The organism is Bartonella sp. M0192 (assembly GCF_016102305.1).
In the GTDB taxonomy this organism is placed as follows: Bacteria; Pseudomonadota; Alphaproteobacteria; order Rhizobiales; family Rhizobiaceae; genus Bartonella; species Bartonella apihabitans.
Map to the genome: position 1 here is coordinate 159,517 of NZ_JACFOU010000001.1, position 13,592 is coordinate 173,108.

Below are 13,592 nucleotides of genomic sequence, written 5' to 3' on the forward strand. Positions count from 1 at the left end.
AAATATTATAAATCTATTTAAAATTCGATATGATAAATTGTATATAAAAGAAAATAGAATTTTAACAAGCCGTTAAATACAAGATTTCCGGTTTGAATATATAAAAACGAAGCTCTATTCAGTATCGGAATAATTTGGCAAACATCAATTGCCATTCCGTTTCATCGAAATACGCTGGTAGGGAATATCGAACATTCCTTTTGCAAATCTCACACCAGTGCGAACATTGGTAATCTGCACAGTGGTCTCGAGATTTTGTTTGTCGACAATGGTCCATTGCAAAAGTTCGTAAGTCTTGGAATCAAAAATCATACGAATTTGACCTTTACCCAATGTTTTATCGGCAAGAACAATTGTCGTTGACCCTTGATCCTGACTGACGTTTAGAAGCTTACCGTCCGAAAGATCAATTTTTGTATCGAGTAACATTTTCATGGGCGTCTGCGACAATTGGTATAGATCCCAAGTGTCAAGTTTGCGATTGTTGATCGCAACAGATTTGCCATCTGTAATGACGCGTACCGGTGAATTTTTATAACTGAAACGGATTTTACCCGGTCTTTCAAGGTAAAACGTTCCTTCGGTCATTTCGCCTTTCGGGCTAAACTGGATGAAATCACCCGTCATTGTTTGTATTGCAGCAAAATGATTGGCAATATCCTGTGCGTGTGCTGCCAAATTGGTATTCTGCGCAAAAGCCGGAGGAAGTATCATTGTCGATGCCGTCACACCGGAGGTTGCAAAAGCAAAAGCGGCAAACATAATTTTGAAAGCTGGTGCACATTTCTTTGTCATTCATAATCTCCTGCATTCATCTTTGCAGTAACCTGTGGCATCACTGTGACAGAACGCGCCCCGAAAGCAGCGATCCGACAATGACATGAAATTCAGTCTTTAAAAATTTTCGCCTTCTTCGGGAACAAGAATTTCACGCTTTCCGGCGTGATTGGCAGGGCTTATCAAACCTTCTTCTTCCATCCGTTCAACAATCGTTGCAGCACGATTATAGCCGATACCGAGCCGACGTTGAATGTAGGAGGTTGAAACACGGCGATCGCGCAGGACAACGGCAACCGCCTGATCATAAGGGTCTTGCGAATCTTCAAAATGGCTGGAGCCGCCTGAAATGTCATTATCGCCATCATCATCATTTTCTTGTGTGACGGCATCAAGATAGTCCGGAACACCCTGACTCTTGAGATGCTGGACAATCTGTTCAACCTCTTCATCTCCGACAAATGGTCCGTGAACACGCTGGATACGGCCACCCCCCATCATGAAAAGCATGTCTCCCTGCCCCAACAAATGTTCGGCACCCTGTTCTCCGAGAATCGTACGGCTATCAATCTTGGAGGTTACCTGAAATGAAATACGAGTCGGGAAATTCGCCTTGATTGTACCGGTAATCACATCGACAGACGGACGTTGCGTTGCCATAATTACGTGGATACCGGCAGCACGTGCCATTTGTGCCAAACGTTGGACAGCTCCCTCGATATCTTTTCCGGCAACCATCATCAAATCCGCCATTTCATCAATAATGACGACGATATAAGGCATCGTTGTCAGATCAAGAGTTTCGGTCTCGTAGATCGGCTCGCCGGTTTCATGATCAAAACCGGTTTGAACAGTTCTTGAAAGCTGTTCACCTTTACGTTCGGCTTCTTTGACCCGTTCATTAAAACCGTCAATATTCCTGACGCCGACTTTCGCCATTTTACGGTAGCGTTCTTCCATTTCGCGAACTGCCCATTTCAACGCAACAACGGCTTTTTTAGGGTCGGTAACAACCGGTGTTAAAAGATGGGGAATTCCATCATAAACAGACAATTCCAGCATTTTCGGATCGACCATGATCATCCGGCATTGTTCCGGTGTCATCCGGTAAAGGAGTGAAAGAATCATGGTATTGATTGCAACCGATTTACCCGAACCTGTTGTACCGGCAACAAGCAGATGCGGCATTTTCGCAAGATCGGCAATGACGGCCTCGCCACCTATTGTCTTGCCGAGAGCAAGTCCGAGTTTGGCTTTATTCTTATAGAAGTCCTGGGTCGCGATAATTTCACGAAGATAGACAATCTGGCGTTTCGGGTTGGGCAGTTCAATACCGATAACATTACGCCCCGGAACAACCGCAACACGAGAGGAAATAGCGCTCATCGAACGGGCAATATCATCTGCCAATCCGATAACACGAGAGGATTTTATACCCGGTGCAGGCTCGAACTCGTAAAGCGTTACAACCGGTCCCGAACGCGCATTGATAATCTGCCCTTTGACGCCAAAATCTTCCAATACACTCTCTAATTGGCCGGCTCTTTCTTTCAAAGCTTCGGGAGTGAGAAGATCACTCTTTTCGATAGGCTTCGGTTCGGCCAGAAAGTCGACACTGGGTAACTCGAATCCATCGGCAAGCCGCGACTTCGCTTTGCTTGCTGTTTCTCTTGGAAGGACAGTTTCCTCTTCCGGTTCGGCCCATGGCATTTCATCCGGTGCAGTGTCTGAAGGCGTTGAAAATTCGGGTTCGACCCGTTCATGATAGAGCGCATTCGTCCCTTCAAAATTCGGAACCGGAGGAAACATCGGTTCCTTGCGATGAAAAAAGCGGCCGATTTCTGCTCTCAACAAATAGAAAAGATGCATTGTTCCGCCAAGAACAGTAACCATCAAAGATGCGCGTGCCGGACCGTCATCTTCCTCTGTTCCCATACGGTTTTCCGCTCTACGTCTGGAATTTGCTTTTTTCTTGGGGCTACGGCGCCCGACAACGCCCCCCGCTATGGCGGCGGTCCAAAATGCCAAGGGTCCTAAAATGACAGCAATAATTGATGTTGAAACCACGGTCGGCACGGATCCGAGAAAAAGATTGGCAAAATTGAGGATTTTATCGCCAAAGACACCACCAAGTCCGATTGGCATGGGCCAATGCGCGAAAGGCGGCACCAGTGCAATAAGGCCTGAAAAACAGAATGCCGAAATTAGCCAGAAAAAAAGCCGGTGTAATGGTCTCCCTATATCTTTTTGGGCAATCAGAAGAACCGACCAAAAGAAAGGAGGAAGAAGGGCCGCAACACTGGCAAGCCCGAAAAATTGCATGGCAATATCTGCAAAGACGGCTCCCGGCCACCCCATGATATTTGTAACCGGATTATTATTGGCATAACTCAGGCACGGATCTGCAACATTCCATGTTGCCAAGGCGGCGGCGGCAAGGCCTATCAATACCAATATGCCGATACCGACAAACGAGCCAAGTTGTCGGGAAAACATCTCCACCAGATGCGGGCTTTGATAAGCACCATCTGTTGTCAAATCATAAGGGGATGAATCCTGACGCATAACCTAACCTGAAAACCCGATAATAGTCGAAAGAGATTTTTTATGATCGACTATAAAGCGAGAGAGTTAACGGGTTATTAACCAATAAAAAAAGCCTGAAAAATAAAAAGCCCGTTTTGTGGAAAACGGGCTTTCTTTTTTTATGTAACTGAAAATCTACTGGACTGTTTCTCCGTGCAAGGAAATGTCGAGTCCTTCGATTTCTTGCTGTTTTGTCGGGCGTAAACCAATGACGGCCTTGACAACATAAAGAATGATGGTTGTTACAACCGCAGTGTATATAATGGCGACAATAAGACCAAAGCCCTGATTGAGTACAGAAACTTTTGCATAAGCTTCCGGATCGGAAAAGAAAATATCGGAAGCAAAATAACCGGTCAAAAGTGCACCAATAATACCGCCTACGCCATGAACTCCGAACGCATCAAGCGAATCGTCATACCCCAATGCACGTTTGACAAAAACGGAAGCAAAATAGCATATCGGTCCGGCGATGATGCCGATTATGATTGCGCCGGATGGCTCGACGAAACCGGCTGCCGGAGTAATGGCCACAAGGCCGGCAACAGCACCCGAAATAATGCCGAGAACCGACGGCTTTTTGGATACAGCCCATTCGGCAATCATCCAGCACAAAGCACCGGCAGCAGTGGCAATTTGCGTATTCAACATTGCAACGGCTGCAACTTTGTTTGCAGCACCGGCAGAACCGGCATTGAAACCGAACCAGCCGATCCACAACAGAGAAGCACCGATCATCGACAGTGTGAGATTATGCGGAGCCATGTTAACGGTGCGATAACCCTGCCGTTTCCCAAGAACAAGCGCAGTAATCAAACCGGCGACACCGGCATTGACATGAATGACCGTCCCGCCAGCAAAGTCGAGGACACCATCTTGTCCAAGAAAGCCGCCGCCCCAGACCCAATGGCAAATAGGTGCATAAACGAGAAGCGACCACAATCCCATAAACCACAACATTGCAGAAAACTTCATACGTTCGGCAAATGCACCGGTAATAAGTGCCGGTGTGATAATGGCAAAGGCCATCTGGAACGTGACCCAAAGATAGGTAGGAAATGTTCCATTCAGGTCATCAATAGATATGCCTTTTAAAAACAACAGCGAAAAATCGCCATAATACGGATTTTTTCCGGAAAAAGCGAAAGAATAGCCCGCAACAAACCAGATAACGCTGATAAGACAGCAAATTGCAAAGCTTTGCATCATTGTTGCCAGAACATTTTTCTTGCGCACCATGCCACCGTAAAAAAGGGCAAGCCCCGGTATGGTCATGAGCAGAACAAATGCCGTTGAAACCAGCATCCATGCAGTATCACCAGAATCTATTTTAGCCGGAATTTCGTTAACGACTTCGGTGACTGTTTCTACCTCCTGCGCATAGCCTGCATCCGTCCCGATTAATGCAAACGCCCCGATAGCCACAGGAATTAATTTTTTCAAACTCGCCATCAAACCTCTCCATTTGGAAAAGAACGCGCTTTACGTTCACTCATTTACTTACCTAACAAGTTTCATGCCAACCGCTCTGCCCCGCGATATAGCTCAATAAAAAACGCTTATATGATAACCATTTTCACATTTTGCCTATTTTTTTGGCATTTTGCCTTTCGCAGAAGATTTTCTAAAGCGCATTTTCGTCGGTTTCGCCGGTTCTAATCCTCAAAGTTCTATCAAGAGACCAAACGAATATTTTACCATCGCCAATTTGGCCGGTGCGAGCGGCCTCGGTCACGACTTCCAGTACCCGGTCAAGTTGATCGGTTGGAACCGCGACTTCGATTTTTATTTTAGGCAAGAAACTGATGGCATATTCTGCACCGCGATAGATTTCGGTATGCCCTTTCTGACGGCCATATCCTTTGACTTCGGTAATGGTAAGGCCATCTATGCCGATATTTAGAAGAGCATCTTTCACATCATCCAATTTGAATGGCTTTATAATTGCGGAAATAAACTTCATGTCTCCTACAACTCCTCGATTTATGTTGACCAAAAAAGGATTTAAAAATTTCAACAACACAGAAAGCCATTCAAGCTTCATGCCAATTGGCACCAAACATTGAAAAAATTTCGCTTCTGGAAAAAGAATAAACAGGACAAGAAGTTTGCAAGAAGTTTGTCTGTTGCTATCGTGGTCGTAAATTGGTTGAAATTGATAAGGTTATGGACACCGTTCCCACGGTATCCATTGTCTTTATAATTTTGTTTCACGTAATAATAATTTTATGTAAATAATATTATTTGCTTGATAAATTATTTTATTGATCGAATTGTTTATTTTAAAATATAATTTTTTATAAATTTAACTCTATACAGAAATATGATTAATTTTTATTATAATAAAACTGGCTAAATCCGGTTTAATTAATTAGATATGTCTTGCTTTTTCTTCTTAATCGTCATGGTTTCGGGCTGACTAGCCTGATGAGGCCTTCCTGAGCCACACTTGCAATCAATATTCCGTCGCGCGTGTAGATATATCCCTGACTAAATCCACGTGCGCCGTGGGTGTTGGGACTTTCAATGTCATAGAGCATCCAGTCATCAAGACTGAACGGACGATGAAACCACATAGAATGATCGAGGCTCGCGGGAATGAGACCGGGAGTCAAAACGGATAATCCATGCACAATCAGCGATGTATCAAGCAAAGTCATGTCTGAAAGATAGGCAAGAAGAGCTGAATTCAGGCTTCTGGCAGGGGCGACTTTACCATTCAGTTTGAACCAACAGCGTTGTACCGGCCGATGTTTGTCGCGATTGAGATAATCATCAAGATCGACAGGGCGAATCAAAAACGGACGCTGCTCGTTCCAGTAATCACGAATATTATCAGGTGCAGATTCGAGAATCGCTTTGTCTATTGCCTGTTCACCGGACAATGTCTCGGGCTCGGGCAAATTTTCCGGCATCGGGCGCTGATAATCAAGCCCCGGTTCATCAACCTGAAAGGATGATGAAAAAGAAAGAATAGCAACGCCATTCTGCTTGGCAACAACCCGTCTGACAGAAAAGCTTCTTCCGTCGCGAAGTGGTTCGACTTCATAAATAATCGGATGATCAGGATCCCCGGGACGGATAAAATAAGCATGAAGAGAATGGATAAATCTGTCCGGTGCAACACTGCGATGGGCAGCAACCAAGGCCTGCGCAATAACGTGACCGCCAAAAACACGCTGCCAATGCGAATTTCCGCTTTGACCACGAAACAAATTCTGGTCTATTTTTTCTAAATCCAGTATGGATAATAGATGTTGAAGTCGATCGGTCATGAGCCATATTCACTTGGATAGTTGAACGAAACCGATTAGGTGAAACAGGAAAGCAGATGATTGTCAACAACCATCCCGCTCATCAATACTTACGAAAGGAAGCTCTATGTCTTCTTCGGCAATCCACCCCCATAAAGTTCTGGATCTCGTCATTGCAGGAGGTGCCTATGTCGGTCTTTCACTCGCCGTTGCGATTAAACAGGCTGTGCCGTCCCTCAAGATTGCAGTAATTGATGCTGCCCCGAAGGATAGTTGGAAAACCGATCCGCGTGCATCGGCAATTGCGGCAGCTGCCATTCGTATGCTGAGACAACTTCAATGTTGGGATGAAATCGAGCCACTCTCACAACCGATCAATGACATGATCATTACCGACTCACGCAATAGTGATCCGGTAAGACCGGTTTTCCTCACCTTTGATGGCGACGTCGCTCCCGGAGAACCTTTTGCCTATATGGTGGAAAACAAATATCTGAACGCCTCGCTTCACCGTCGTGCGGAAGAATTGGAGATACCTGTTTTAGAAGCTTTGAGCGTCAGTAATTTTACCAACAACGGTAACGAAATGCATATCGAATTGAGCAATGGTGAGACATTGCAGGCCCGACTTCTTGTCGCTGCCGATGGTGTGCGCTCGAAGCTCCGTGACATTGCCGATATCAAAACAATTTACTGGCCTTACGGGCAAATGGGTATTGTTTGTACTGTCGAGCATGAACGCCCGCATAATGGACGTGCCGAAGAACATTTTCTGCCCGCAGGACCTTTTGCCATTTTGCCGCTTAAAGGCAATCGTTCATCGCTTGTCTGGAACGAACGCAATAAAGACGCCGAACGCCTGATGGCTGCCGATGATATTGTTTTTGAATCCGAACTCGAGCTTCGTTTCGGACATCATCTTGGTGCGTTGAAAGTGGTGGGAGAAAGACGTGCTTTCCCCTTCGGCCTCACTTTGGCGAGAAGTTTTGTCAAACCGCGTTTCGCGCTTGCCGGTGATGCTGCCCATGGCATTCATCCGATTTCAGGACAGGGATTGAATCTCGGGTTTAGGGATGTTGCCGCACTTGCACAAATTATCGTCGAAACGGCTCGCCTTGGCCTTGATATAGGGTCCATTGTCGGGCTCGAACGCTATCAGGCTTGGCGCAGATTCGAGACAGTGCGTATGGGGATAACAACAGATGTGCTTAACAGACTGTTTTCCAATGACATTTCGCCGATACGTTTATTGCGCGATGTCGGTCTTGGCCTCGTTGAACGGATGCCAAAAATGAAGAATTATTTCATTCAGGAAGCGGCCGGTATTACTGACGGTTCTCCCAAACTTCTTTTAGGCGAAGCACTCTGAGAAAGAGCTTAATCAAGGTAAAGCAAATTCCTTGAAAGAGAAGTCCAACAATCAGACCCGTACCAAGCGAGTAACCCTCAAATCGGGTCTGATAACAAAATGAAAAATTCGTGCCCCTAATATTAATTCGGGTTCCTCGTAATCGAAAAACCCGATTGGATAGCGGTGGCGGCCGCTCAGATCGCCTTTTCGCACTTTTCGCATGACGACTTTCCCGCTTTTTAAACTATGCCTTCCCCGCTTTTATTTCACCGGTCATCCTCTTATTCGTGTTTCCAGCCGGCTTTTGGTAATTTCGTCAAGACCTTGGCACTTGGCGCATGTGGCAAAGAATAGGTCTTGCAATTCACCAAATTTGAAGACAATGCCTTTGGCACATAATCAAGTATCGTCCGGTTTTTTTAAGCCAAGAAACCGGATTATGTTCATTCCGGATTTTAAGCTTTTTAAAATTCAAGGATTTTTACTGTTTTCAAATCAGGACTGCAAAAGCCATTGAAAACGAAACATAAAATTCCGGCATCATCCGGCATAATAAAGTCAGCCCGTTGACGACTTGGAAAATTGTATCCGAAGGAAAAAGCCTTGAAGCGGGTTGGATAAAAATGAGCGAAACTTCATCAACATGGATAGTTCCACTTATCCCGCTCGGCAAAACAACAAAAAACATCTCCAACCGTTCAATAAAAATCATTCTCAATCGTTCAATAAAAAATATCCCTAAGAGTTAAATGAAGCCTCGGGAATGGAAATAAAAATTATGCTTGATCATATGGATTGCGACGCGCCCATTTCCTTTTGAAGAAATACAATTCAGTCGGCACTCAAAAAATTGGTGGAAGCGCGGTAATTTACATCTGGTCATGATGTAACAAAGCTCTAAACCGGTGAGCAAATATTATTGATATACCGGAAAACATAGCCTCTTAACGGTTAGGCAATCCACATAACTGCCTTTCGCAGGTTTCGACCTTTCACCTCTAAACATCGTTGTTTTTGCAGTCGTACCCCTTGTATTTTTATGAAGCTCTGTATTTTTACGACCTTGTCGTTTTTCAAGAACACTCGAAAATGTCGAGGACCAATTAAAAAAGCCGCGTGAATTTTCACGCGGCTTTTAAATGAAATAGGCCTGAATTTTACCGTTAAACGCGCCGTTCAATCATCAATTTCTTGATTTCGGCAATAGCCTTTGCAGGGTTCAACCCCTTCGGGCATGTTTGCGCACAATTCATGATTGTGTGGCAACGATAGAGCCGGAACGGATCTTCCAGATTATCAAGACGTTCACCCTTTGCTTCATCTCGCGAATCGGCAATCCAACGATAGGCTTGCAGTAACACTGCCGGTCCCAGATACCGATCACCATTCCACCAATAGCTCGGGCAGGATGTCTGGCAACATGCGCAAAGAATGCATTCATAAAGTCCGTCCAGTTTCTGGCGGTCTTCATGGCTTTGTAGCCATTCTTTCTGCGGTTCAGGTGAAACTGTATGCAACCAGGGCTCGATCGAGCGGTGTTGAGCATAGAACCGGTTGAGATCAGGAACCAGATCTTTTACCACCGGCATTGATGGCAAAGGATAAATCTTGATCGGATGTTTAACGTCATCCATGCCTGTAATACAGGCAAGGGTGTTGGACCCGTCAATATTCATGGCACAGGAGCCGCAAATACCTTCACGACAGGAACGCCGCAATGTCAAAGTCGGATCAACGTGATTCTTGATATATAAAAGGCCATCAAGAATCATAGGACCGCAAGAATTACGATCGACATAATAAGTGTCGAGACGCGGGTTCTGGTCGTCATCCGGCGACCAGCGGTAGATGTGGAACTCGGTCAGTTTCGACGTATCAGCCGGCTTTGGCCAAACCTTACCCGGCTTGATTTGCGAATTCTTGGGAAGCGTCATATGAACCATTATCAGTATCTCCCCTTAGTAAACGCGCTTCTTAGGCGCAATTTTCTTGAGCGAAATGCCACCGTCTTCCTCTTTGGTTAACGGGTTGAGGTGGACACCACGATAGGATAGTGAAACTTTCCCATCTTCGGACAAGCGCGAAACCGTATGCTTACGCCAGTTTTTGTCGTCACGCTCAGGGTAGTCCTCACGTGCATGAGCACCACGGCTTTCATGACGGGCTTCAGCCGAATAAACCGTCGAAATCGCGTTGGCCATCAGGTTTTCCAACTCCAATGTTTCCATCAGATCGGAATTCCAGATGAGCGAGCGATCGGTTACCTTCACATCCGGCAATTCATTCCAGATGTCCGAAATGCGTTTGCAACCTTGCCGAAGCGTTTCTTCCGTACGGAAAACCGCCGCATCTTCCTGCATGGCGCGCTGCATCTTTTCACGCAACTCGGCTGTAGGTTTGGCTCCATTGGCATAACGGATACGATCGAACCGATCCATGATCTTATCGACCGCCTGTTCGTTTATTGGCGGAATTTCCGACTTGCGATCAATAACTTCGCCAGCCCGGATAGCCGCCGCGCGACCAAACACTACAAGATCAATCAACGAGTTCGAACCGAGACGGTTGGCACCGTGCACAGAAGCGCACCCTGCTTCACCGACGGCCATCAAGCCTGGTTGAACACGATCGGGTTCATCATCTGTCGGGTTTAATACCTCGCCAAAATAATTGGTCGGTATGCCGCCCATATTATAGTGAACCGTCGGAATAACCGGTATCGGATCTTTCGTGACATCAACACCGGCAAAAATGCGGGCTGATTCGGAAATACCCGGTAGACGCTCATGCAAAATGGCCGGATCAATGTGGCTCAAGACCAGATAGATGTGATCTTTTTTAGGACCAACACCGCGTCCTTCCCTGATTTCAATCGTCATACAACGCGAAACAACGTCACGCGAAGCAAGATCCTTGAACGAGGGAGCATAGCGTTCCATGAAACGCTCGCCTTCCGAATTGATGAGATAGCCACCTTCGCCGCGTGCACCTTCGGTGATCAGGCATCCCGAACCATAGATGCCGGTTGGATGGAATTGGACAAATTCCATATCCTGCAACGGTAAACCGGCACGGGAAATCATACCACCGCCATCACCTGTACAGGTGTGGGCAGATGTTGCCGAGAAATAGGCACGGCCATAACCACCTGTCGCCAGCACAACCATTTTTGCCGAAAAGCGGTGAATGCTGCCATCATCAAGATTCCAGGCCACAACACCTGTGCAAACGCCATCGGTCATAATGAGGTCGAGTGCATAATATTCGACAAAGAATTGCGCATTATGCTTCAGGCTTTGGCCATAAAGTGTGTGCAAAATAGCGTGACCCGTACGGTCGGCAGCAGCACATGTACGCTGAACGGGCGGACCAGCTCCGAAGTCGGTGGTATGTCCGCCAAACGGGCGCTGATAGATTTTACCATCTTCTGTACGTGAAAACGGAACACCATAATGTTCAAGCTCATAGACAGCCGCCGGTGCATTGCGCACCAGATATTCCATGGCATCCATATCGCCTAGCCAGTCGGACCCTTTGATCGTGTCATACATATGCCACTGCCAATTATCCGGCCCCATATTGGATAGAGATGCTGCAATACCACCTTGTGCTGCCACGGTATGGGAACGTGTCGGAAAAACCTTGGTAATACAGGCGGTTTTTAACCCCTGTTCGGCCATTCCCAATGTTGCACGTAGCCCCGAACCACCGGCACCAATAATAACGACGTCAAATTTGTGATCGACAAAATGGTAGGCTTTTCCACTTTTTGTTGTGGAACTAGTTGAAGAAGTGGTGACCATAGAGATCAACCTCCCAATGTAATTTTTAGAAGGGCAAGAAGCAGACCCGCACCAATAATGTAACAAAAGAACGTATTGAGTGCCAACATCAAGATGCGTGTTGCTTCATTCGGAAAATAATCTTCCAAAATGACCTGCATCCCGAGTTTCATGTGATAGACACCGGAAAGAACCATCAAAGCCATCACAACGGCTACAATCGGATTTGCCAATGTTGCATGCACCGTCGCATAATCCTTGCCAACAAGGGAGACAACAAGCACGATGAAAAAGATAAATAACGGGACATTGGCAAGCGCTGTCATACGTTGCGCCCAAAAATGGCTCGTTCCTGTATGGGCAGCTCCCCAGCCCCGAACTTTTCCAAGTTCTGTTCTGAAATCTTTTTTCATGAATATCTTCTCCCTGCCATTAACGAACGCAATAACCGACGATCCAGATAAGAAGCGTCACGATAATGGAAATAAAGACTGTTGCCCAAGCCGTTTTGGTCGCGCAATGTTTTTCAAGGAGATACGTTCTTGTATCCCAGAAAAAATGCCGCACACCGCCAACAAGGTGATGGACAAGAGCCAATGTATATAGAAACAGAATGCAGCGCCCGATAAATGAATTGAACAAACCGTTCACTGCTTCAAATGCCCCACCACCGGACGCTACTGCCATCAACCATGCTGCAAGGAACAAGGTCCCGACATAGAGAGCACCTCCCGTAATACGGTGGGCGATAGACATCGCCATCGTAATCGGCCAGCGATAAATGCTGACATGCGGTGAAATAGGACGCGGTTTTGTTGTTGTCGTATCTGTCATAGGCTTTCCTGACCTGGTTTTGACTGCGGTTATGGAATAACCACCCCCGCCATTCCTCCCGTCTGTTTTGCTTTGCAAACAGGTTGGAAATAACTTTCAATGCACCGGAACAATATTTTTCATCCAATGCTACAGGCCGGCCATTTCAGTTGGCGGATTAAAGGTCACACCCAAAAACAACCGAATGCTCCATAGTCAAAACTAAAGAACATTATTCTTCTAATGCGGATTTTGCTCCACGTCAAAGCAGTAAAGCATATTCTTGTCATCAAATCATTGGGATTGGGTAGAGTTTTTATTACAAATCGCGTTTTAATCGTTTAAAAACATGATAAAATCAATCATATTTTTCCTTTTGCGAGGCCTTAGAAGCGACGGTAGGCACATAAACTGATTCTCGGTTACCGCCCCTATTTACTCAAATATTGCTCGAATAGCAGAAAACCGTTTTGCGTTTTCAAACAAAACGGTTTTCCTGATTTTATTTTGAATAATTAAGTTATAGGAGCAAACGAGCTTCAGCCATTTCAGTCGAACCGTATAATATAGCCGGTCCAATCCCCTTTTACGGCAATTTGCTCATAAAGTTTGCGCCCGTCCTCGGGAATACGGGGAGCATTCAAAATCAACTTTGTCCAGCCACGCTCCTCGGCTTTATCACAAAGAAGATCGATCATAGCTTTGGCGATGCCCTTACCCTGATACTCATGATGTACATGAATATGATCTACCTGCCCTGCACGCAATCCGGAAACCGGTTCGGGATGATCATAAAAAATGACAAATCCGACGAGTTCACCGTTAACGTGAGCGCCAAGTACTTCGGCCGTACGATCCTGTAGCAGTTGCTCGGCGTAATACTCGTCGGGCCGACGCGGGGCACCACGTTTTAACGCCTGGGTATAACTTGCAAGAAGAGGAGCAAGTAAACGTGCATCCTTCAAATGTAAAAGGCTGATTGCCACATCATGCCGGTCTTCTTTATTAATCGTCATCATACCCGAACTC

Annotated in this window: 12 protein-coding genes; 1 reads left to right on the top strand and 11 read right to left on the bottom strand. The window is 46.0% G+C overall.

What is annotated here, in order from left to right; all coding sequences use genetic code 11:
- Window positions 1–144: 144 nt before the first annotated feature.
- The 5 genes from H3S82_RS00750 to H3S82_RS00770 form a co-directional block, all read right to left on the bottom strand.
- Window positions 145–762 carry an outer-membrane lipoprotein carrier protein LolA gene (locus H3S82_RS00750; RefSeq protein ID WP_370541268.1) on the bottom strand — a complete coding sequence of 206 codons (618 nt, stop codon included), beginning with the start codon at window positions 760–762 and terminating at the stop codon, window positions 145–147.
- 132 nt (window positions 763–894) lie between these two features.
- Complete coding sequence (locus H3S82_RS00755; protein WP_198233498.1) at window positions 895–3,342, bottom strand: DNA translocase FtsK; 2,448 nt, start codon at window positions 3,340–3,342, stop codon at window positions 895–897.
- 156 nt (window positions 3,343–3,498) lie between these two features.
- Window positions 3,499–4,668 (bottom strand): ammonium transporter, encoded by a 1,170-nt coding sequence (locus H3S82_RS00760; protein ID WP_246785276.1) that lies wholly within the window; start codon window positions 4,666–4,668, stop codon window positions 3,499–3,501.
- A 319-nt stretch (window positions 4,669–4,987) separates the two neighbouring features.
- Window positions 4,988–5,326 carry a P-II family nitrogen regulator gene (locus H3S82_RS00765; protein WP_077973154.1) on the bottom strand — a complete coding sequence of 113 codons (339 nt, stop codon included), beginning with the start codon at window positions 5,324–5,326 and terminating at the stop codon, window positions 4,988–4,990.
- 439 nt (window positions 5,327–5,765) lie between these two features.
- Window positions 5,766–6,638 carry an acyl-CoA thioesterase II gene (locus H3S82_RS00770; RefSeq protein ID WP_198233515.1) on the bottom strand — a complete coding sequence of 291 codons (873 nt, stop codon included), beginning with the start codon at window positions 6,636–6,638 and terminating at the stop codon, window positions 5,766–5,768.
- A 106-nt stretch (window positions 6,639–6,744) separates the two neighbouring features.
- Here H3S82_RS00770 and H3S82_RS00775 point away from each other — a divergent pair, with 106 nt between their 5' ends.
- Window positions 6,745–7,986: a ubiquinone biosynthesis hydroxylase gene (locus tag H3S82_RS00775; RefSeq protein WP_198233516.1), complete on the top strand. Its 1,242-nt coding sequence runs from the start codon at window positions 6,745–6,747 to the stop codon at window positions 7,984–7,986.
- Between the two features lie 472 nt (window positions 7,987–8,458).
- On the opposite strand, the gene H3S82_RS00780 is transcribed toward H3S82_RS00775, so the two are convergent.
- The 6 genes from H3S82_RS00780 to H3S82_RS00805 form a co-directional block, all read right to left on the bottom strand.
- On the bottom strand, window positions 8,459–8,680 hold the full coding sequence (locus H3S82_RS00780) for a hypothetical protein (RefSeq protein ID WP_198233517.1): 222 nt from the start codon (window positions 8,678–8,680) through the stop codon (window positions 8,459–8,461).
- Window positions 8,681–9,131: 451 nt separating this feature from the next.
- Window positions 9,132–9,911, bottom strand: a complete 780-nt coding sequence (locus H3S82_RS00785; protein WP_077973159.1) for a succinate dehydrogenase iron-sulfur subunit — start codon at window positions 9,909–9,911, stop codon at window positions 9,132–9,134.
- A 15-nt stretch (window positions 9,912–9,926) separates the two neighbouring features.
- Window positions 9,927–11,771, bottom strand: coding sequence for a succinate dehydrogenase flavoprotein subunit (gene sdhA, locus H3S82_RS00790; protein WP_198237080.1), 1,845 nt, complete (start codon window positions 11,769–11,771; stop codon window positions 9,927–9,929).
- A gap of 5 nt (window positions 11,772–11,776) precedes the next feature.
- A complete protein-coding gene (gene sdhD / locus H3S82_RS00795) occupies window positions 11,777–12,163 on the bottom strand; it encodes a succinate dehydrogenase, hydrophobic membrane anchor protein (protein WP_078040192.1) in 387 nt (128 codons plus the stop codon).
- A gap of 19 nt (window positions 12,164–12,182) precedes the next feature.
- A complete protein-coding gene (gene sdhC, locus H3S82_RS00800; RefSeq protein ID WP_077973165.1) occupies window positions 12,183–12,584 on the bottom strand; it encodes a succinate dehydrogenase, cytochrome b556 subunit in 402 nt (133 codons plus the stop codon).
- A 527-nt stretch (window positions 12,585–13,111) separates the two neighbouring features.
- Window positions 13,112–13,579: a GNAT family N-acetyltransferase gene (locus H3S82_RS00805; RefSeq protein ID WP_210326761.1), complete on the bottom strand. Its 468-nt coding sequence runs from the start codon at window positions 13,577–13,579 to the stop codon at window positions 13,112–13,114.
- Window positions 13,580–13,592 lie beyond the last annotated feature (13 nt).

Coding starts and splice junctions, on each gene's coding strand:
- H3S82_RS00750 (WP_370541268.1), bottom strand. CDS start 762: ATGTTTGCCGCTTTTGCTTTTGCAACCTCCGGTGTGACGGCATCGACA.
- H3S82_RS00755 (WP_198233498.1), bottom strand. CDS start 3,342: ATGCGTCAGGATTCATCCCCTTATGATTTGACAACAGATGGTGCTTAT.
- H3S82_RS00760 (WP_246785276.1), bottom strand. CDS start 4,668: ATGCTGGTTTCAACGGCATTTGTTCTGCTCATGACCATACCGGGGCTT.
- H3S82_RS00765 (WP_077973154.1), bottom strand. CDS start 5,326: ATGAAGTTTATTTCCGCAATTATAAAGCCATTCAAATTGGATGATGTG.
- H3S82_RS00770 (WP_198233515.1), bottom strand. CDS start 6,638: ATGACCGATCGACTTCAACATCTATTATCCATACTGGATTTAGAAAAA.
- H3S82_RS00775 (WP_198233516.1), top strand. CDS start 6,745: ATGTCTTCTTCGGCAATCCACCCCCATAAAGTTCTGGATCTCGTCATT.
- H3S82_RS00780 (WP_198233517.1), bottom strand. CDS start 8,680: ATGATTTTTATTGAACGGTTGGAGATGTTTTTTGTTGTTTTGCCGAGC.
- H3S82_RS00785 (WP_077973159.1), bottom strand. CDS start 9,911: ATGGTTCATATGACGCTTCCCAAGAATTCGCAAATCAAGCCGGGTAAG.
- sdhA (WP_198237080.1), bottom strand. CDS start 11,771: ATGGTCACCACTTCTTCAACTAGTTCCACAACAAAAAGTGGAAAAGCC.
- sdhD (WP_078040192.1), bottom strand. CDS start 12,163: ATGAAAAAAGATTTCAGAACAGAACTTGGAAAAGTTCGGGGCTGGGGA.
- sdhC (WP_077973165.1), bottom strand. CDS start 12,584: ATGACAGATACGACAACAACAAAACCGCGTCCTATTTCACCGCATGTC.
- H3S82_RS00805 (WP_210326761.1), bottom strand. CDS start 13,579: ATGACGATTAATAAAGAAGACCGGCATGATGTGGCAATCAGCCTTTTA.